The organism is Pseudomonas indica NBRC 103045 (genome assembly GCF_002091635.1).
In the GTDB taxonomy this organism is placed as follows: Bacteria; Pseudomonadota; Gammaproteobacteria; order Pseudomonadales; family Pseudomonadaceae; genus Pseudomonas_M; species Pseudomonas_M indica.
Window position 1 is genome coordinate 57,865 of record NZ_BDAC01000014.1, and the last position, 18,054, is coordinate 75,918.

The window sequence follows — 18,054 nt, forward strand, 5'->3', positions numbered from 1 at the left end:
CCCTTTACTGTGCCCAGCTCGGGCGACCCGGCACGGAGGCACGGCCCGTGGCCTGGGCATACGCGTTCGACCCGTTTGCGGGTGCTGGCGCTTTCGCCGCTCCCTGCGCGCCACCCATGAGGGCGGCGTAGTCCTTGTGGTCGGGCGTGATCGCGGCCTTGATCACGCTCTTGTCTTGGCCGTTCTGGTCTTTGTCCCAGTCGACCTTGCCGAGAAACTCGATGCCATCGAGATCGGCAAACCCGCTGATGCGGCGCGCGTTCTGCGCGGCAGGACTGTTGTCGCCAGGATGAACGCCGCGCGCTGAGTTGAGGATCGCCTTGACGAAGGTGCGGCCCATGTTGGCCCACTCAGGGCCTTTCGGACTGTGCAGGCCGATCAGCGACCACATCTTGCGACGGGCGAACTCACCCTCCATCACGACGAACTCGCAGTTCAGGTACACCGAGCCGGTGTTGTCGTTGCGGGTGGCGTAGCCGCCGGTCCATCCCTGCGACGGATCATCGAAGCCACCCGGCTTGATGGTCATGCGGACACGCACCAGCGCGCCTTTGGGAATCAGGTCGAAAGAGGTCTGTTCGGAGGCGGAATTGAAATCGAAGTAGGTCATGATCAGGACTCCTGAGTCGAAGTGGATTCGGGGATGGCAGCGGGCGCGGGGCGCGCGAAATCGAGCCGTTCGGTAGCGGGCCTGGCCGGGCCGGCGATCTTTTCCATGAGGCGGCCGAGGTGTGGCTCCTCGATCGGATCGAGCCGCCCGGAGCGGTCCTTGGCGGGGTAGCCCCATGCGTTCAGCGTGTGGCAGACGAAGGCGCGGTAACTGGCGCCGTCATCGGCCTTCAGCTCGGCCAGGGTGACGACCTCATCGACGATGCCGGGCAGTTCCAGGCCGGTCTTGGAGCCGTCGATCTGCAGCGAGAACACCCGGCGATTGAAATCGTCGAGGCGCTCGTCGAGGATGCCGACGAACCAGACGTTCTTGCCGCGCGTGTGCTGCAGGTGGGTCAGCCAGGCGATCATTTCCTGGCCCATCAGCCCATACGCACCCCGGCTGTCGGGTTTGCCGGTCTTCTCGGAGTAGGCCTGGGGCTGGCCTTTGCACCATTGCAGGCACAGGCGACCGGCCACGGTGATGGAGTCGACGAACACGGTGTCGTACTTGTCCAGCACGACCGGATCGCCGAAGCGCGCACACACGGCATCGAAGTGGGCCTGACTGAACGGCTGGTCGTCACGCAGCGCCGGGTTCGGTCCGCCGATGTACACCGCGAAGTCACGACACTCCTGCCAGGTGCGCGGACGGATCGTGTCGCCCGCCCAGCCCTCGACAGCCAGATCTCCAGCTTCAAGGTCGAAGAAGAGAGTGGCCGTGGGTTTCAGCGTCCAGAGTTGCGAGGTCTTGCCGATGCCGCTCTTGCCGACGAGCACGCCTTTCACGCCACGGCGCTCGGCCAGACGCTGGTCTGCAGTAATGATGGGGAGGCTCATTTGCCGGCCTCCTCGGTGCTGATGCTGGCGAACGCGTCAGCAACGGTGGTCATACCGAGCGCGCCACGCTTGCGGGCCATCTCGTACAGGTCACGCAGACCACTCAGACGGCGATGGATCAGACGGGATTCCGACTCCATGCCTTGGATCGCGAATGCCAGGTCATCGATGGTGGCGTCCTCAAGGCGACGCACGACTTCGTCGGGGCGATTGCCGTCCAGCGCCGGGATGCGGATGTTTTCAGGCAGATCACGGAGATACAGTTCGGGCTGCTTGCGCAGCAGTTCGAGTAGCGTAGGTTTGGTTTTCATGGTGATTACTCCTGAAGCAGAGCGAGACGAAAGCCCGGCTTGCCGGTCTTGAGGGTGCGTGCCGGGGCGAAGGCGTTCTTGAGCGACTCGGGCCACGAGTTGAACTTGGTTTCCGAAATCCGGTAGCTGATCTCCACGTACTCGGACGGGTCGTCACCGTTGGCGGCGATGCGCTGGGTGATCTCGGCAAGCCGCTTCTGATCCCAGTCGACTTTCTTGGGCAGATCGGCAGTGATGCGGACGTGCCCGTCGTCGAAATGGACGACGCCGGTATCCTTGCCAGCTGCCAGGCGGAGTTGGTGGGCGCGGTCGGCGTACTTGAGGTCCAGTGCGCGATCGACGTGCTCGACGATCGCCTTGGCAGCGGCGAGAAGATCAGCAGCGTCGTTCTTGAGCTGGAACAGGGACTCGCTGGCAAGCGCAGCTAGTTCGCCGGCCGGGGTGGTCAGGACTTCGTCGGGGGAGATGCGGTTCACAGCGCACCTCCCGCATTGACGCGTTCAGAGGTGCTCTTGCGCAGGCTCTCGGCCTCGTAGGCTTCGATGTCCTCGATGCGGTAAGCGACACGACCCTGCAGCTTCAGGAATACCGGGCCGATACCTTCGGAGCGCCAGCGTTCAAGCGTGGCTTCGCTGACTCCCCAACGTTCGGCCAATTGGCCTTGATTCAGATGTTTGACACTCACGATGCACTCCTTCTGGTTGTTGCGAATTCGTGAGGTCAGTTTCGAAGTCGGCCTGTGCGGGCGTCTGCCGCCGCCATGTACGGGCTGATGTACGGGCGCAGCTTCTGCGGGGAAAAGCGGGGCCCAGAAAGCAAAAAACCGCCCGAAGGCGGTTGTGCGTGGTGCTGCCAACTGGTGGCCGGTCAATCTCGGCGGAAGCCATACTTCCCCTTTTCAGGGTTGTCGATGTAGTCCTCCCAGTCGGTGTTGCCACTGAACAGGTTCTGCATGCGCTGACTGCGCGCCGTCTTCTTATCTGCATAGGCTGCGTCGAGAATTTCAGCGGCTGGGAGAATCCACCTGTCGTTGATGGCCTGCTCGAACATGTAGCGGACTGCCGCAGCCTGGCGCTCGCCTTTGATCGTCCAGGGCTTAGTCTTTGTGCGGATAGTCAGCGTGTTGGTGTATTCGTCAAAGTGCACCGGCAACACGGGTCGGATCGCGCCATCGGGTGGTGCGACCAGGATGCGGTGCAGCAGATCCATGTCGATGCATGGCGTTGCGACATAGTTGACGATTGCTTCTCGAAGCGACGCAAAGCGGTAGCTGCGCGGTGGGCGAACAAACTGCGGCAACACACCGCCAGACGACAAAATCAGGCCTTGGTCAGGAAGACTTGTCTGGCTGAAGTGGCGAAAAACCTCTTCGATGGAGTGCGCCAAGCCGCGAACGAGCCAGACGTCTGTCAAGGCGTGCCCGATTCGTGCCTTTCCCAAATGCCAAAGGGCATCGTCCAGCAGCGGCGCATCAATTCCTTTTCGCAAAGCCTGCGCGATACCCAGGAGATCGGCGATGGTGCTCAGGATTGCAGCTGGCCGAACGCTGTAGATGGCGACCTCGGCAGCGGGGACAGACTTCCACCGAAAGGTCTCAGGGCAGCGGTAGCGATACCGATCAGCTTGGTCATCTTCAGTCAGGTCGACTTGAACGAGATCATCATCAAGCGATGCTGGGTAGCTCCCGGCGTAGCCAACGCAGTCGGTCCACTGCTCCAGCAGCTTCGGCGTCAAAGATGTCCGCCGAAGGACACTCCACCCGGGTACCCCACGAAGCCGCTGTCCGTCGCCGTCGGCAATCGGCTGCCCAGACTGTTCGAACAGGTCGATCAGATCAAGCAGCGACTGTGTCGGCAGGGGCTTCGACGACATGGCCGATCTCCTTCACCAGATGCCATTTGGCCAGCAGTCGGTCGCACAGCGCCCGGTCCTTTTCCCGCTTGGTCTTGATGTTGCACTTGTTGTCGTCGCGCAGGATCACGGTGATCGTCCGTGCGCGGTCCTTGCCGACCTTTTTCAGCTTGATGGACAGCTTGGCGTAGTTGAGGTGGTGATCGCGGAAGTCGAAGGCGGGGCCGATCAACGACCGGGCGGCCGCGTAGATGTCATCGACGTCCTTGGTCCAGATCTTCACCAGGAGCGACCGGCCATTGCCGGCGGCGTAGCCGAGCTCGACGACCTTGACGAACGCAACCGGCTCGCCGGATAGGTCGAAATTACGCAGCGCCGCCAGGCTCTGGTAGTCGTATTGCTTGAGCGGGATCTTCTCGCCGGTGATTGGCGATTGCAGCAGGGTGTCCGCCACGATGCGCGCCAACGCTTCGCGGCCCGACGTATCTTTCGACAGCACCTCCAGATGCCCATTGGCCGGCTCGTAAGTGATGTGCGAAGACACCGCCCGGATCACCTCCTGGGGCACCAATTCGCTCGCCTGCACGCAGTCGATGATTTCCGGCGGACGGTTGTGGTGGATGCTGATTTGGTACAGGTCCACGTCTTCGCCGGTCTGCGTGTCGGGCCGCAGACGCTTGAAGATCTGGACCGCGACAGCGTCATCGGAGCACCCCAGTTGTTGTGCGACGGTCTGATGGAATGCCGTCTTGGCCGTCGCGTCGTCGAGTACCGCTAGGTTGGCAGGTGCCATGAAACCGGAGTAGCAGGAGGCGCTTTGCCGGAACACGTCGGCCTGTCGGGCGTTGAGGGCTTCCTCGAAGATCACGGGTTCATGAATGTGCAGCCACAGCGCCCGCTCGTACTGGTTCGGAATCGCGGCGAAGGCTTCCCGAGCAGCGTCATCGAAGATGTCGTCCTTGAAGCCGTCGATGACGTCCTGGCCGGCGCCATCCGACAGCAGCACGATCCGTTCGGCCACTTCTTCGATCCGCTGCCGCTCGCCCACCCCAAGAGCCGCGAGCACAGCCTCCATCTGTTCACGCTGTTCTTTCTTGGTCTTCTTGGCGTCCAGATCTGGCATGACGAGGCTGAACTCATCCACCATGAATTCACGGAACACCTCCGGCGGCAGGTGGCCCAGGAGCTTGCTCAGGTTTTCTGCATCGTTCATCTACGTACCCCTCAAAAGGTTGGATCGGCTTGTTATCAGCCTCGACGGCCCCTTCTTCTTGTTGGGGTGTGCAGACCGATGGCGTTCGGTGTACCGAACGATTCAGATTGTCACGGAGCGATTATGGGTTTGTCAAGCAGGTACGAATTCGTTCGGCGTAGTGGTATTATTTTCGGATTGAAGCCAACATATGAGGAGATGCCGGTGCCATCGCCCCTGGGGGACAAGCTCCGCGCGCTGCGGAAACAAAAGAAGCTCAGTCTGGAACAGTTGGCCGAACTGACCGACTCCAGCAAGAGCTACATCTGGGAACTGGAAAACAAAGACGATCCGAAACCATCGGCCGAGAAGATCGGCAAGATTGCCGCTGTCCTCGAGGTCACCACGGAGTTCCTGCTGACCGAGTCGGCAACCACCCCGGACGAGGAAGTGCTCGACGAGGCCTTCTTCCGTAAGTACAAGAACATGTCCGAGCCGGACAAGAAGAAGATCCGCAAGATCCTCGATGCCTGGGAAGATGAATGACGGACGCGAAAAAGCCCATGGCCGAGGCCAACCGCATCTCGTCCATGCTCAACACGGTTCTCGGTGCGGATCGCTTTCCGGTCAAGGTTGACGAACTGGCGCTGGAGTATTCCCGCCAGTGCTTTGCAGACTCGCCGATCGACACGGTTCGGGGCGAGGATCTCGACGGTTTCGATGGCCTGTTGAAGGCCAACAAGGCGCGCTCGAAGTGGCTGCTCCTCTACAACAGCGCCACCCCGTCGGAAGGCCGCAAGCGCTTCACGATCGCGCATGAATTCGGTCACTACATCTTGCACCGCCACCAGCAAGACCTGTTCGAATGCGGCGACGACGACATCGAGACTGGGGACAACAACGAGCGCGACATCGAGGCCGAGGCGGATCTGTTCGCTTCGACCCTGCTGATGCCGCTGGACGACTTTCGGCGCCAGGTCGACGGGCAACCGATCAGCTTCGATCTGCTCGGTCACTGCGCCGATCGCTACGGGGTCTCGCTGACGGCTGCCGCCCTGCGCTGGACCGAGATCGCTCCCAAGCGCGCCATACTGGTGGCCAGCCGCGACGATCACATGCTCTGGGCCAAGTCGAACAAGGCAGCGCTCAGGTCCGGCGCCTACTTCGCGACGCGCAAGAACACCATCGAGCTGCCGCACGATGCGCTGGCGCACAGCTACAACGCCTTTGGCATGGCCGACAGCCAGACAGGGCGTGCCCAGTCCTGGTTTGTCCGTGAACCCGCCAGCATGCCGGTCACGGAGATGACGCGCGTCGCGGGTCAGTACGACTACACGCTGACACTGCTATTGCTGCCTGAGGCCGAGTGGCAGGGAGCGCGGCACGATGATGAGGAACCGGAGGAAGACACTTACGACCGCTTCATCCGCAATGGCCAGTACCCGGTTCGATAGCTGATGGCGGATCGATCATGAGCGCCCACAAGTGGCAATTCGCTTCCCGCTTTCGCCGTCATTCCTTTGGTTGGCGGTCCGACACGCCGGTGCAGCGGATCAAGGAAGCCATCACGGAGATCAAGCAGGTCGCCCGCAAGGAGCCCGTGCTCGCAGCTGAGGGGGCCATTACCCTGCTGGAAAAACTCTCGCCGGCGCTGGAACAGGTGGACAGTTCATCGGGCGCACTGGGTTCGGCCGTCAACAAGGCCATCGATACCCTGGTGCCCATCATCGTCAAGGCTGATGTCGAGCCGAAGCTGCGACAACGCTGGCTCGAACGCTTGTGGCAAGCGCTGCAGGATGACGAGATGTCCTACATCGAACTGCTCGGCGATTACTGGGGCGAGTTGTGCGTGACGCCGGAACTGGCGTCGCACTGGGCCGATGAGTTTTTGCCGGTCGTCGAGAGCGTGTGGAGCCCGAAGGCTTCCGGACATGGATTCTTCAAAGGCACCAGCGCCTGCCTGGCATCGATGTACGCGGCGGGCCGCCACCAGGAACTGTTGGCGTTACTCGACAAGGCGCGGTTCAAGTGGTGGCACGATCGACGCTGGGGCGTGAAGGCATTGGCAGCGATGGGCAAGAAGGCGGAGGCGATCCGCTACGCCGAGGAGTCGCGCGGCCTCAATGATCCTGGCTGGCAGATTGCTCAGTCCTGCGAAGAGATCCTGTTGTCCTCCGGTTTGCACGACGAGGCCTACCGCCGCTATGCCATCGAGGCAAATCAGGGCACAACGAATCTGGCGACGTTTCGCGCCATCGCCAAGAAGTATCCCCACAAGCAACTGGAAGAGATCCTACGCGACCTGGTGGCCAGCACGCTTGGCGCCGAGGGCAAATGGTTCGCTGCTGCGAAGGATGCGGGCTTGTTTGATGTGGCGATCGAACTGGCTACGCGCAGCCCGACCGATCCGCGCACGCTGACCCGCGCTGCCCGTGATTACGCCGAAAAGCAGCCAGCATTCGCGCTCTCAGCCGGCTTGGCCGCGTTGCGCTGGATCTCTCTTGGACACGGCTATGAGATCACCGGCGCGGATGTGCTCGATGCTTATTCGGCAGTCACGCAGACGGCAGTGAATGCAGGTGTTCCAGTCCCGCAGATCAACGAGCAGATCCGGGACATGATCGCCAGCACCCAGCCCGGCAATTCGTTGATGACGACCATCCTTGCCCGTCATCTGGCGAACTAAACTGGACCAGCTTTTCGCAGCAACCCGCATCGGTTCGCACAACTCCGAAACTCCCTCATGGTGTCGGCGGCAGTCCATCCGGACAATTTCACTGCATGTGAGTTTGACCGAGAGGACCGCCACCAATGCATCAAATCAACCATCTACCACCGGAGCGGATGACGCCGGAACAGCGTCGCCACGAGATCGCGTCGTTGCTGGCCAACGGCCTGGCACGCTTGCGTATCACCGACGCAGAAGAGTCCGCAGATATGGCCGGAGCGAGCGGGTTTGAGCTTGGCTTCTCTGGCAACCAGCGCGTTCATACAGACCCCGTCAACAAGACAACTACGGAGTCGAAATGAGCACGCAAATACCATCGTTTTCCACGCCGCCATCGGTGGCGGCGCAGATCGCCAGGTTGCCCGAGATGCCGATGGCAGAGATCCGGGCACTCTGGCAGAAACTGGTCGGTGGCGACACGCCCACCCACAACCGCCAGTTCCTCGAACGCCGGATTGCCTACCGGCTGCAGGAGCTGGAGTTCCGCAAGGTCGACGCCAACCTGCTGGATCGCAACCAGCGCCGCATCGAATCTCTGGTCGAAACCGGCAAGGTGAAAAAACGCGACCGCGATTACCGCCCGGCCGCAGGCACGGTGCTGGTCCGCGAATACAAAGGCATCGAGTACCGCGTGATCGCGACCGCCGACGGCCAGTATGACTTCCAGGGGCGCATGTACCCGAGCCTCTCGATGATCGCCCGCGAAATCACCGGCATGCGTTGGTCGGGTCCGCTGTTCTTCGGCCTCAAGCCGCCATCCAACACTAAGACCAAGCCATCCACCAAGAAAAGAGGTGGACGATGAGCGAAGTCTTGAAGCGCCGCATGCGCTGCGCGGTCTATACGCGCAAATCCACTGATGAAGGGCTGGACCAGGAATACAACTCGATCGACGCCCAGCGCGACGCCGGTCACGCCTACATCGCCAGCCAGCGCGCCGAAGGCTGGATACCGGTCGCCGACGATTACGACGATCCCGCCTTTTCCGGCGGCAACATGGAACGACCGGCGCTCCAGCGAATGATGGCGGACATTGAAGCCGGCAAAATCGACGTGGTCGTCATCTACAAGATCGACCGCCTGACACGTAGCCTCGCGGACTTCTCCAAGATGGTCGAAGTGTTCGAGCGCTACGGTGTGTCGTTCGTGTCGGTCACCCAGCAGTTCAACACGACGACCTCCATGGGCAGGCTGATGCTGAACATCCTGCTGTCTTTCGCCCAATTCGAGCGCGAGGTCACCGGCGAGCGCATCCGCGACAAGATCGCAGCCAGCAAGCGCAAGGGCATGTGGATGGGCGGCGTACCGCCGCTGGGCTATGACGTCAAGAACCGGCGGTTGGTGCCCAACGAGCGCGAAGCCAAACTGATCCGGCACATCTTCCAGCGATTCGTCGAACTCGGCTCCAGTACTGCCTTGGTCAAGGAGCTGAAGCTGGATGGCGTAACGTCGAAGGTGTGGACCACTCAAGACGGCAAGACCCGGGATGGCAGACCGATCGACAAGGGCCACATCTACAAGCTCCTCAGCAACCGAACCTACCTTGGTGAGTTGCGGCACAAGGACCAGTGGTACCAGGCCGAACACCCGCCCATCATCAGCCGCGAATTGTGGGACAGCGTCCACGCGATCCTGGAGACGAATGGCCGAGTGCGGGGCAACACGACGCGGGCAAAGGTTCCCTATCTGCTCAAGGGGATTGTGGTCGGCAACGACGGGCGCGCACTGTCGCCGTGGCACACCACCAAGAAGAATGGCCGGCGCTACCGTTACTACGTGCCCCAGCGCGACGCCAAGGAACACGCGGGCGCCTCGGGGTTGCCGCGATTGCCGGCCGCGGAACTCGAATCGGCGGTGCTTGACCAACTGCGCGCGATCCTGCGTGCCCCGAATCTGCTCGGCGACATGCTGCCGCAAGCGATCAAGCTCGATCCAACCTTGGACGAGGCGAAGATCACCGTGGCCATGACCCGGCTCGACGCGATTTGGGATCAACTGTTCCCGGCGGAGCAGACACGGATCGTGAAATTGCTGGTCGAGAAGGTGGTCGTGTCGCCCAATGACCTCGAGGTGCGGCTGCGCGCCAACGGCATCGAACGGCTGGTGCTGGAGCTGCGTCCCGAGCCCGTCGAGCAACAAGCGGAGGCGCTGGTATGAGCGACATCCGCATCCAGAAGACCGGCGAGCCGGACATCCTGCAGACCAGCGACGGCAGGCTGACCCTGTCCGTGCCGATCCAGATCAAGCGCCGCAGTGGCCGCAAGTTGGTCACTCTCCCGAACGGTGAGACTGCACCGGTCAGACCGTGGGACGTTGCACCGACCTCCATTCAATTGGCGCTGGCCAGGGGGCACCGCTGGCTGGCGATGCTGGAATCGGGGGAAGCGAAGTCTTTGAAGGAGATCGCCACACGGGAAGGCATCGACAACAGCTACGTCAGCCGGATGGTGAATCTGACCACGCTAGCCCCCGATATCGTGGCGGCCATCCTGGACGACGCATTGCCGAACCACGTCACGCTGTTCGATCTGGCGGTCGATCCGCCAGCGCTGTGGGATGAGCAGCGGGAGAGAGTCGGGCTTTGAGGTGGAAACGCCACCTCAGCTCAACATGCCCTTGAGATCCTTGAGCATCAGGAACAGATGGTACGGATCAGTCGGGCTGGGCTCGAATTCCCACGATTCGTACCACTGTCGCGCTGCGTCGTCTTTGGCATGCACCAACAGGCAGCGAATGCCGGCGATGTCGGCAGCCTGTGCCGTGCGCAGCAGGGCGTCCTTGAGCAAGGCCTGGCCCAGTCCTTTGCGCTGATGTTCCTTGTCCACCGCGAGCCGGGCCAGGATCATGACCGGCACTGGGTGGCGCGCCAGCCCCTTCATCACTCTCGACGGCGCGGCTTCCGGATCGACGCTACCAACGGCCAGGCTGTAGAAGCCGACCACCACGTCACCCTGGCAGCAGACATAGGTCTGCGCGCTGTTGGCCTTCTGGTTGACGAGCGCGTAGCGCTGCAGGAACTGGTTCAGCGCGACCTGGCCGCAGTCGAACGCATCGACCTGATCCGTTGCCGCGAGCTTGCGAACGGGTGAGTAGTCAGCGCTCAACCCAGCGCCCCGGGCTCACGCAGCAACTTCTTCAGGCGCGGCTTGCTTTGCACCGGGCGGTCCAGCGCTTCCTGGAACGCCTGCCACTGTGTGTCGTCCAGTACGAACTGACGACGATCTGCCAGCGTCTGCGCGGCCGCCGTCACGCCCGCGTCGAGCAGGAACTCGCTGACGTTCTTGTGGCAGGCGCGTGCGGCTTCCTGCAGCAGTTGCTTGACTGGCGTACTGGCGCGAACGTCAATGCGTTCGGTCTTGGAAAGATTCGGGGTGCTCATGGTGCCCCTCCGGACTGATCTTGGATGCCCTTATTGTAGGCGTCCGGACATTGTCCTGACAAGGAGTTTCTTGTCTTGGCCACCATCCAAGCACGTACTTCCGCGTTGCCATATGTCGGTAGTCCCCGATAACTACCGACGAAACGCAACCGCAGCGTTTCCTTCGCCACCCGATGCTGCACAAATTCGCCAGGAGCGAATTTGGACGACGAAGTCGGCCCCGCAGGGGCGAACCCCATGGATGGGGTGAGCAATCCAATCGCTTGATTCGTCCGCGCGTAACTCTTTGATCTGTTAGGGGGCCGTGTTGGGGTCTCTGCGGACTTCGGGCCAGTTTCAGGGAGCGAGGTCGGAGCGAGGAATGGCCAGGAGAGAGTGGCCTGACGACGCTGGCGCCCGACATCGTGGCGGCCATCCTGGACGACGCACTGCCGAACCACATCACGTTGTTCGATCTGGCGGTGGACCCGCCGGCGCTGTGGGATGAGCAGCGGGCTGGGATCGGGACGAAATACTCTGCCTGTTGGGAATAAACGCGGCTCGACGCAGCGCCTTGCGGTCGTCTCGGGCGACCCCAGCGTAATCAATCATTCGGTAGGGGCAGTGTGCAATCCGGGGTTTGTTCGCGTAAACCTGTCAGAAGCTCATCCAGTAGTGTGGCGAGCGCCGTGGCCTTTTCGAGCGGAAAATGCGTGGTGGCGGCGAGTTCGGCGGGAATGCAGGCGCAATGCGAGCGCAGCGCATCGCCGGCCTTGGTCAGATAAATCTCGACGATGCGTTCATCATCTTGGCGGCGCTGACGTTGCACCAGTCCTTGCAGCTCGAGCCGCTTGAGCAGCGGGGTCAGCGTGTTGGTATTGAGCAGGGCGCGCGCGCCGATGCGAGACACTGGGCAGGGCGCGTCTTCCCACAGGATCATCAGCACGATGTACTGCGGGTAGGTCAGCCCCAGCGGCTCCAGCAGAGGCTGATAGAGCCGCGTGATCAGGCGCGAGGCGGCGTACAGGCGAAAGCACAACTGAAGATCGAGGCGCAGGTGATCCTCGGGGTTGGCATCGCCCGGAGGCGCTGATAATGACCGTCTGCTCATCTCAGGCCGCCCCGAGAGCCTTGGCAAGGAGCTGATCGATCTTGTCGGGACGCGTGGTGGGGGCGAAGCGGCGCAGCGGCTGACCGTCCCGGCCGATCAGGAACTTGGTGAAATTCCACTTGATCTGGCGACCGACGAGGCCAGGGAGTTGCATGCTCAGCCACTTGAACAGCGGATGCGCATTGGGCCCTTTGACATCGACCTTTTCAAACATCGGGAAGCTCACGCCGTAATTGACAAGGCAACTGCCTTCAATGGTATCGGCGTCGCCGGGCTCCTGATTGCCGAACTGGTTGCAGGGAAAACCCAGCACCACGAAACCCTGGCCGGCATATTTTCGATACAGGGACTCCAGCCCCGCGTACTGGGGCGTAAAACCGCATTTGCTGGCGGTGTTGACGACCAGCACCACCTGTCCGGCGTAGCGGGAAAGCTCGACCGGCTCGCCGCGCAGGGAACGGGCCTGGAAATGATGAAATTCGCTCATGGGACTCTCCTGGGAAGGCTCAGCGCAGTTCCAGCGCGACGTCGACGTTGCCGCGTATGGCATTGGAATAAGGACAGACGGCATGCGCCTGCTCCACCAGCGCCTGTGCCTGTTCCCGCGGCAGGCCGGGCAGGGTCACCACCAGTTTGACCGCCAGCGCGAAACCGCCCTGGTCATTGGGCCCGATGCCCACCGTGGCGTCGACGCGGGTTCCCTCCAGGGTGATCTTCTGCTGCCGGGCGACATGGATCAGCGCGTTCTCGAAGCAGGCGGCATAGCCGCCGGCGAACAGCTGCTCGGGGTTGGTGCCCGCGCCGCCACTGCCTCCCAGACTTTTGGGCAGGCTCAATTGCAGATCCAGCGCGCCATCGTCGGTGGTCACGTGGCCGCTGCGGCCGCCGATGGCCGAGGCATGGGCTTCATAGAGGATGTTCATTGAGGGTGCTCCTGATGAGGGTGTCTTGCTAAATAATATCGCGCGCGATACAATCGCACAAGACACCTGCGCTTCATTCTGATCCGCGATTGAGTCGCTGTGTGGCGGTTTGGATTGGCAACGGGTCTGAACGCGAGTCTTTTGATAGAAAAGGAGAACGGTCATGCAATATCGTCAATTGGGTCAATCCGGACTGTTGGTATCCGAGTTGTGCTTCGGCACGATGCCGTTTGGCGCCAAGGGCTATTGGGAAGTGGTCGGCGGCCTGGATCAGGCGGCGGCGCAGCGCCTGGTGGATATCGCCATCGACGGCGGCATCAATTTTTTTGACACGGCCGATGTCTATTCCCACGGTCAGTCGGAGGAGATTCTCGGCAAAACCTTGCAGGGCAAGCGTGATCAGGTGGTGCTGGCCACCAAGGTGCGTGGTCGCATGAGTGCCAACATCAACGACGTGGGTCTGAGCCGACACCACATCATTCAAAGCTGCGAGAACAGTCTGAAGCGTCTGGGCACCGACTACATCGATCTCTACATTGTCCACAGCTTCGATTTCATGACGCCGCTGGAGGAAACCCTCTCGGCGCTCGATGACCTGGTGCGTCAGGGCAAGGTGCGCTATCTGGGCTGTTCCAACTACTTCGCCTGGCAGCTCATGAAGGCGCTGTCGATCTCCGAGCGCAAGCACCTGGAGAAGTTCGTCTCGCTGCAGGCCTACTACTCGCTCGTCGCTCGTGACGTGGAATACGAACTGGTGCCGCTGTGCGAGGACCAGGGCCTGGGTCTGACACCCTGGTCGCCGTTGGCAGGAGGCTTCCTGACCGGCAAGTACCCTCGGGGGAACCAGAAAGCGCAGGAAGGCCGCCGCAGCCGGGAAGAACAAAACTTCCTCCAGCTCGACGAGGATCGCGCTTACGCCATTCTTGACGAAGTGCAGCGGATCGCCAGTGAGCGCGGCGTAAGCCCTGCCCAAGTGTCTCTCAACTACCTGTTGCGCAAGCCGACGGTGAGTTCGGTGCTGATTGGTGCAACCAAGCCAGAACAGCTCGAGGACAACCTCAATACCGTGGCCTGGTCACTGACGCCGGAGGAAGTGGCCCGGCTCGACGCGGTCAGCGAGCCGCCGCGCATGTATCCGAAGTGGATGCTGGATTTCACGCGTCTCGATCGGGACGATCCTCAAATGATGCTTTGATCGTGATGTCGACGAGGGCTCGAAGCCGAGCCTCGTACGAATACAATGGACTACCCCTCCAGGTAGTCCATGATTTCTGCCGCCCTCCCGTCGGTAGTTATCAATATGTACCGACGAAACGCAACCGCAGCGTTTCCTTCGCCACCCGATGCTGCAATCCAACCGCTTGATTCGTCCGCGCGTAACTCTTTGATCTGTATGGCGCTGACTTATGGCCTTTGCGGACTTCGGGCCAGTTTCGGAGAGCGGGGTCGGAGCGAGGAATGGCCAGGAGAGAGTGGAATATGGCTCGGAACGGCCAATTCTGGCGGTTGGCGAAGTCCGCAGGCTTCCGCAGAAACCCCCAACAACACGCAGGAACCGGCGCGATCAGGCAAGAAAAAACCCCAACCGAGAACGGTTGGGGTTTCGTTATTGGTGGAGCCGGGGGGATTTGAACCCCCGTCCGCCAGCTCTCCGCTATCGGTTCTACATGCTTAGCCAGCTCTACTGAGTTAACTCCGCGCCGCCCGAGTGGCAGGGTGCTTGGAGCGAGCTGTATGAGTTTTAGCCGTTACGTCTACAGCGAACTTGGCGGCGATCCTGTTCTGTCTGACGATCACTTCGGGTTTACAGGCATCCCCTGGTGATCGCTGGCGCCGAAGCGACCAGATGAAGGTTAGGCGGCTAGCGCGTACCCTTCGTAGTTGTCGTCGTTGGCAACTATAGGTTTGCAACAGTTGATTTACGAGTTCTGTTACCAACTCGGCATGCCCCTCAAGTTTCGTTACCGGCGTCGAATCCTAATCGGCCCCAAAACCCTTGGTGCTACTTTATGAGGAGGCATTCTACGGCAAAGCTGAGACAGCGTCGATGTCCGTCTGCCTTACACTACGTATTGGAAGCTGATTCCTCGTATCAGGATATGTCATGAAGCAGATGTGGCTGGGGTTCGCCGTAGCTGGGGCGTCGTCGACATGAGGTCGTTGCCGCGCAATTCGTTGAGGCGCTGGATCTGGCGGGCGTTCGTGCAAAGCGCGCTGATTCCGCTGGTGCTGGTGGAGTCGGTGTTGATCACGGTCTATCTGCTGACCAACGGGGCGATTCGCGATGCCCAGGTGGGGCATTTGCAGCAGAGCGCACTGCAGGACCTGGAAAGCGCCGCCCAGCGCGAGGGGCAGATCATCGACAGCCGCCTGCAGGGCATCGAGGCGCAGGTAAAGATCTATCGCGATGCCACCACCCATGCGCTCCTGGATACACGCTTTCAGCCCGACGATCTGGAGCGGACACGGCATGCGGTGACGTCCACCGGGGTGTTCTACAGCCGCTCCGACGACGGCCGGGCGGCGTCGTTCTACGCCAACAGCACCCCGCTGGAGAAGCAGGATCACGAGAAGGCCCTGCGCCTGTCCCAGGCCGATCCGCTGATGCGTTCGATCGACGACGCCAATCCTCTGGTCGCGGCCGTGTATTTCAACACTTGGGATAATTACAACCGCATCTACCCGTTTTTCATGACGCCCGAGCAGTATCCCCATGACATGGTGATACCGGACTACAACTTCTATTACCTCGCCGACGCCCGGCACAATCCCGAGCGCAAGGTGGTCTGGACCGATGTCTACCTGGACCCGGCCGGCCAGGGCTGGATGATGTCGGCCATCGCGCCGGTATACCGCGGCGATTTCCTCGAGGGCGTGGTGGGGCTGGATATCACGGTGGGGCAGATGCTCGCCGAGATCGGTTCGCTGCAGGTGCCCTGGCAGGGCTATGCCATGCTGGTGAGCCGTGACCACAGCATCATGGCGCTGCCCGCGGCCGGCGAGCGGGATTTCGGCCTGCGTGAGCTGACCCAGTATTCCTACGACGAGGCGGTGCGTCGCGAGGTGCTCAAGCCGGAGGATTTCAGCCTGGCTCGGCGCCGCGAGATGCAGCCGTTGTTGCAGGCGATGGCGGCCGATGAGCGGCGGGTTCAGGAGGTGATGCTCGGCGGGCGCAAGCAGATGGTGGCCTGGAGTGAGATTCCGCAGACCGGTTGGCGCCTGCTGTTGGTGGTGGACGAGGCGAATATCTTCCGGGAGACCAATCGGCTGGCCGAGCGCTACCAGCAGATCGGCTATCTGTTGATCGCCGGGCTGGTGTTCTTCTACCTGGTGTTTTTCGCCTGGATGTGGGTGCGCTCGCGGCGTTTGAGCAGCGAACTGTCCCGGCCGATCGCCGGTATCGTCGGAATGATGCGCAGCCTCGGGCAGGGCGATTACCGTCCCGCTGCGCCGGAAACCCGCATCGACGAGCTGGCCAGCATGGCGGAGGCCGTCCAGCAGACCGGCGCCCAGCTGGAAGCCAGCGAAGCGGAGCGTTTCCTCGCCCAGCGCAATCTCGAACTGGTGCTGGAAGGCACCACCGAGAGCATCTGGGAGGTGGACGGGCAGGGCGAAAGCATCAAGATCAGCGGACGCTTCGTCGAGCGTTTCGGGCTGCGTAGCAGCGAAATGCCGCTGAGCGAGTTCAACCTGCGGGTGCACCCGGACGATCTGGAGCGCCTGCGTCATTTGCGGCGCAGCTTCGCCGAGAGCGGCGAGGACCATTTCGACGCCGAGTACCGGTATGCCGATGCCCAGGGCAATTACGCCTGGCTGCTCAGCCGGGGCAAGGTGCTGGAACGGGATGCTGAGGGGCGCGCCTTGCGGGTAGCCGGCACCCATGTGGACATCACCCGGCTCAAGCAGGTCCAGGAGGACTTGCGTCATGCCAGCCTGGAGGCGCAGGCCGCCAGCCAGGCGAAGAGCCGCTTCCTGTCCAGCATGAGCCACGAACTGCGCACACCGCTGAACGCCATTCATGGCTTCGGCCAGTTGATAGAACTGGAGTTACAGAGCAAGCCGGATGTCGAGCAGGAAACCATCTACGCGCGGGAAATCGTCAACGCCAGCCGGCACCTGTCCTCGCTGGTGGACGACATCCTCGATCTGTCCAGCATCGAGAGCCGCCGCCAGCAGTTGCAACTGAAGCCGGTGGAAGTGGGCTCGCTGCTGGCCGGTTGCGTGGAGCTGGTGCAGCCGGAGGCACAGTTGCGCAAGCAGCAGGTGCAGCTCATGGCCTCCGATCAGCCGCTCTACGTGCAGGCCGATGCTCGCCGGCTGCGTCAGGTGATGCTCAATCTCCTGTCCAACGCCATCAAGTACAACGCACCCCAGGGGCTGGTCAGCCTCGGTTACGAGGTGCGTCCCGACTGCGTGCGGTTGTGGGTCGAGGATTGCGGCCCGGGTCTCAGCGAGGAGCAGCAGGCGCAGTTGTTCCAGCCGTTCCAGCGCCTGGGACGGGAGAATTCGAATATTCCGGGAACCGGCATCGGGCTGGTGCTGTGCCGCGAGCTGGCCAGCCTGATGGAGGGCGAGATGGGCTTCAGCAGCTCGCCGGGAGCGGGCAGCCGCTTCTGGATCGATCTACCGGGCGCCGCTGCGCCAAGCCTGGCACCGGAGGCCGATGGCGCACCGGCGGAGCCGGAGCCCTTGCCGTGGGTGCTCTGCGTGGAGGACCACCCGGCCAGCCTGAAGGTGTTGCAGGAGGCCTTGCGCTCCCTGGCCGAGCTGGAAGGCGTGGGCTCGGTGCAGCGGGCCCTGGCGGTGCTGCGCGAGCGTACGCCGGACATGCTCCTGCTCGATCTCGACCTGCCCGACGGCAGCGGCCTGGAGGTGCTGGATGCCATGGCCCAGCAGCCGCGGCTGGTGTCCGTCCCGGTGCTGGTGGTGAGTGCGGTGGTGGATCAGGAACTGTTCGCCGAGGCGCGTCGGCGCGGTGCGCAGGCGTGTATCAGCAAACCGGTGGATCTACAGCAGTTGCGGCGGATTGCCGTCAGTCTGCTGCAGCGCGAGGACAGGCGGACGGCCGGCAGCCTGTCCCGTTGAGGCACCG

21 protein-coding genes and 1 other RNA gene are annotated in these 18,054 nt (G+C 62.0%); 9 read left to right on the plus strand and 13 right to left on the minus strand.

Features of this window, described 5'->3' with window-relative positions; all coding sequences use genetic code 11:
- Positions 1-4 precede the first annotated feature (4 nt).
- The 7 genes from PIN01S_RS17020 to PIN01S_RS17050 form a co-directional block, all read right to left on the minus strand.
- The gene (locus PIN01S_RS17020) at positions 5-610 is read right to left on the minus strand and encodes a hypothetical protein (RefSeq protein WP_084337146.1); all 606 of its coding nucleotides are present in this window, start codon (positions 608-610) and stop codon (positions 5-7) included.
- Positions 611-612: 2 nt separating this feature from the next.
- The gene (locus PIN01S_RS17025; RefSeq protein WP_084337148.1) at positions 613-1,488 is read right to left on the minus strand and encodes an ATP-binding protein; all 876 of its coding nucleotides are present in this window, start codon (positions 1,486-1,488) and stop codon (positions 613-615) included.
- A complete protein-coding gene (locus tag PIN01S_RS17030) occupies positions 1,485-1,799 on the minus strand; it encodes a hypothetical protein (protein WP_084337150.1) in 315 nt (104 codons plus the stop codon). The genes PIN01S_RS17025 and PIN01S_RS17030 overlap by 4 nt, the downstream gene beginning before the upstream one ends.
- 5 nt (positions 1,800-1,804) lie before the next feature.
- On the minus strand, positions 1,805-2,275 hold the full coding sequence (locus PIN01S_RS17035) for a hypothetical protein (RefSeq protein WP_084337152.1): 471 nt from the start codon (positions 2,273-2,275) through the stop codon (positions 1,805-1,807).
- Positions 2,272-2,484, minus strand: coding sequence for a helix-turn-helix transcriptional regulator (locus PIN01S_RS17040; protein WP_077144371.1), 213 nt, complete (start codon positions 2,482-2,484; stop codon positions 2,272-2,274). The genes PIN01S_RS17035 and PIN01S_RS17040 overlap by 4 nt, the downstream gene beginning before the upstream one ends.
- Before the next feature lie 182 nt (positions 2,485-2,666).
- Positions 2,667-3,671 (minus strand): hypothetical protein, encoded by a 1,005-nt coding sequence (locus PIN01S_RS17045; RefSeq protein ID WP_084337154.1) that lies wholly within the window; start codon positions 3,669-3,671, stop codon positions 2,667-2,669.
- Positions 3,634-4,863: a hypothetical protein gene (locus PIN01S_RS17050; protein WP_084337156.1), complete on the minus strand. Its 1,230-nt coding sequence runs from the start codon at positions 4,861-4,863 to the stop codon at positions 3,634-3,636. The genes PIN01S_RS17045 and PIN01S_RS17050 overlap by 38 nt, the downstream gene beginning before the upstream one ends.
- A gap of 204 nt (positions 4,864-5,067) precedes the next feature.
- Between PIN01S_RS17050 and PIN01S_RS17055 the strand changes: the two genes are divergently transcribed.
- The 7 genes from PIN01S_RS17055 (at position 5,068) to PIN01S_RS17085 (ending at position 10,155) form a co-directional block, all read left to right on the plus strand.
- Positions 5,068-5,388, plus strand: coding sequence for a helix-turn-helix domain-containing protein (locus PIN01S_RS17055; RefSeq protein ID WP_084337347.1), 321 nt, complete (start codon positions 5,068-5,070; stop codon positions 5,386-5,388).
- Positions 5,385-6,296 (plus strand): ImmA/IrrE family metallo-endopeptidase, encoded by a 912-nt coding sequence (locus PIN01S_RS17060; protein WP_084337158.1) that lies wholly within the window; start codon positions 5,385-5,387, stop codon positions 6,294-6,296. Before PIN01S_RS17055 ends, PIN01S_RS17060 begins: the two co-directional genes overlap by 4 nt.
- Positions 6,297-6,313: 17 nt before the next feature.
- Positions 6,314-7,528 (plus strand): hypothetical protein, encoded by a 1,215-nt coding sequence (locus PIN01S_RS17065; protein WP_084337160.1) that lies wholly within the window; start codon positions 6,314-6,316, stop codon positions 7,526-7,528.
- A gap of 125 nt (positions 7,529-7,653) precedes the next feature.
- The gene (locus tag PIN01S_RS17070; protein ID WP_009521749.1) at positions 7,654-7,872 is read left to right on the plus strand and encodes a hypothetical protein; all 219 of its coding nucleotides are present in this window, start codon (positions 7,654-7,656) and stop codon (positions 7,870-7,872) included.
- Positions 7,869-8,375 carry a DUF2924 domain-containing protein gene (locus PIN01S_RS17075; protein ID WP_009521750.1) on the plus strand — a complete coding sequence of 169 codons (507 nt, stop codon included), beginning with the start codon at positions 7,869-7,871 and terminating at the stop codon, positions 8,373-8,375. Before PIN01S_RS17070 ends, PIN01S_RS17075 begins: the two co-directional genes overlap by 4 nt.
- Positions 8,372-9,727, plus strand: coding sequence for a recombinase family protein (locus PIN01S_RS17080; protein WP_009521751.1), 1,356 nt, complete (start codon positions 8,372-8,374; stop codon positions 9,725-9,727). Before PIN01S_RS17075 ends, PIN01S_RS17080 begins: the two co-directional genes overlap by 4 nt.
- Positions 9,724-10,155 carry a hypothetical protein gene (locus PIN01S_RS17085; RefSeq protein WP_009521752.1) on the plus strand — a complete coding sequence of 144 codons (432 nt, stop codon included), beginning with the start codon at positions 9,724-9,726 and terminating at the stop codon, positions 10,153-10,155. Before PIN01S_RS17080 ends, PIN01S_RS17085 begins: the two co-directional genes overlap by 4 nt.
- 15 nt (positions 10,156-10,170) lie before the next feature.
- Here PIN01S_RS17085 and PIN01S_RS17090 read toward each other — a convergent pair whose 3' ends face one another.
- The 5 genes from PIN01S_RS17090 to PIN01S_RS17110 all read right to left on the minus strand — a co-directional run bounded on the left by PIN01S_RS17090 (position 10,171) and on the right by PIN01S_RS17110 (position 12,962).
- Positions 10,171-10,674: a GNAT family N-acetyltransferase gene (locus PIN01S_RS17090; protein WP_009521753.1), complete on the minus strand. Its 504-nt coding sequence runs from the start codon at positions 10,672-10,674 to the stop codon at positions 10,171-10,173.
- Positions 10,671-10,949 (minus strand): type II toxin-antitoxin system TacA family antitoxin, encoded by a 279-nt coding sequence (locus PIN01S_RS17095; protein ID WP_009521754.1) that lies wholly within the window; start codon positions 10,947-10,949, stop codon positions 10,671-10,673. The genes PIN01S_RS17090 and PIN01S_RS17095 overlap by 4 nt, the downstream gene beginning before the upstream one ends.
- Positions 10,950-11,532: 583 nt before the next feature.
- On the minus strand, positions 11,533-12,039 hold the full coding sequence (locus PIN01S_RS17100) for a MarR family winged helix-turn-helix transcriptional regulator (RefSeq protein ID WP_009521755.1): 507 nt from the start codon (positions 12,037-12,039) through the stop codon (positions 11,533-11,535).
- Between the two features lies 1 nt (position 12,040).
- Positions 12,041-12,526 carry a glutathione peroxidase gene (locus tag PIN01S_RS17105; protein ID WP_009521756.1) on the minus strand — a complete coding sequence of 162 codons (486 nt, stop codon included), beginning with the start codon at positions 12,524-12,526 and terminating at the stop codon, positions 12,041-12,043.
- Between the two features lie 19 nt (positions 12,527-12,545).
- Complete coding sequence (locus PIN01S_RS17110; protein WP_009521757.1) at positions 12,546-12,962, minus strand: organic hydroperoxide resistance protein; 417 nt, start codon at positions 12,960-12,962, stop codon at positions 12,546-12,548.
- 163 nt (positions 12,963-13,125) lie between these two features.
- Between PIN01S_RS17110 and PIN01S_RS17115 the strand changes: the two genes are divergently transcribed.
- Entirely contained in the window at positions 13,126-14,157 is a 1,032-nt protein-coding gene (locus PIN01S_RS17115; RefSeq protein WP_009521758.1) for an aldo/keto reductase, read from the plus strand.
- A gap of 415 nt (positions 14,158-14,572) precedes the next feature.
- Here PIN01S_RS17115 and ssrA read toward each other — a convergent pair.
- Positions 14,573-14,951: a transfer-messenger RNA gene (ssrA, locus tag PIN01S_RS17120) on the minus strand.
- Positions 14,952-15,113: 162 nt separating this feature from the next.
- Between ssrA and PIN01S_RS17125 the strand changes: the two genes are divergently transcribed.
- On the plus strand, positions 15,114-18,047 hold the full coding sequence (locus PIN01S_RS17125) for an ATP-binding protein (RefSeq protein WP_084337162.1): 2,934 nt from the start codon (positions 15,114-15,116) through the stop codon (positions 18,045-18,047).
- The last annotated feature ends 7 nt before the right edge of the window (positions 18,048-18,054 follow it).

Bases quoted from the DNA above. Each gene is read 5' to 3' on its own strand.
- PIN01S_RS17085 (WP_009521752.1), top strand. From the start codon at position 9,724: ATGAGCGACATCCGCATCCAGAAGACCGGCGAGCCGGACATCCTGCAG.
- PIN01S_RS17060 (WP_084337158.1), top strand. From the start codon at position 5,385: ATGACGGACGCGAAAAAGCCCATGGCCGAGGCCAACCGCATCTCGTCC.
- PIN01S_RS17025 (WP_084337148.1), bottom strand. From the start codon at position 1,488: ATGAGCCTCCCCATCATTACTGCAGACCAGCGTCTGGCCGAGCGCCGT.
- PIN01S_RS17075 (WP_009521750.1), top strand. From the start codon at position 7,869: ATGAGCACGCAAATACCATCGTTTTCCACGCCGCCATCGGTGGCGGCG.
- PIN01S_RS17110 (WP_009521757.1), bottom strand. From the start codon at position 12,962: ATGAACATCCTCTATGAAGCCCATGCCTCGGCCATCGGCGGCCGCAGC.
- PIN01S_RS17045 (WP_084337154.1), bottom strand. From the start codon at position 3,671: ATGTCGTCGAAGCCCCTGCCGACACAGTCGCTGCTTGATCTGATCGAC.
- PIN01S_RS17115 (WP_009521758.1), top strand. From the start codon at position 13,126: ATGCAATATCGTCAATTGGGTCAATCCGGACTGTTGGTATCCGAGTTG.
- PIN01S_RS17125 (WP_084337162.1), top strand. From the start codon at position 15,114: ATGAGGTCGTTGCCGCGCAATTCGTTGAGGCGCTGGATCTGGCGGGCG.
- PIN01S_RS17050 (WP_084337156.1), bottom strand. From the start codon at position 4,863: ATGAACGATGCAGAAAACCTGAGCAAGCTCCTGGGCCACCTGCCGCCG.
- PIN01S_RS17030 (WP_084337150.1), bottom strand. From the start codon at position 1,799: ATGAAAACCAAACCTACGCTACTCGAACTGCTGCGCAAGCAGCCCGAA.
- PIN01S_RS17065 (WP_084337160.1), top strand. From the start codon at position 6,314: ATGAGCGCCCACAAGTGGCAATTCGCTTCCCGCTTTCGCCGTCATTCC.
- PIN01S_RS17095 (WP_009521754.1), bottom strand. From the start codon at position 10,949: ATGAGCACCCCGAATCTTTCCAAGACCGAACGCATTGACGTTCGCGCC.
- PIN01S_RS17020 (WP_084337146.1), bottom strand. From the start codon at position 610: ATGACCTACTTCGATTTCAATTCCGCCTCCGAACAGACCTCTTTCGAC.
- PIN01S_RS17100 (WP_009521755.1), bottom strand. From the start codon at position 12,039: ATGAGCAGACGGTCATTATCAGCGCCTCCGGGCGATGCCAACCCCGAG.
- PIN01S_RS17080 (WP_009521751.1), top strand. From the start codon at position 8,372: ATGAGCGAAGTCTTGAAGCGCCGCATGCGCTGCGCGGTCTATACGCGC.
- PIN01S_RS17070 (WP_009521749.1), top strand. From the start codon at position 7,654: ATGCATCAAATCAACCATCTACCACCGGAGCGGATGACGCCGGAACAG.
- PIN01S_RS17105 (WP_009521756.1), bottom strand. From the start codon at position 12,526: ATGAGCGAATTTCATCATTTCCAGGCCCGTTCCCTGCGCGGCGAGCCG.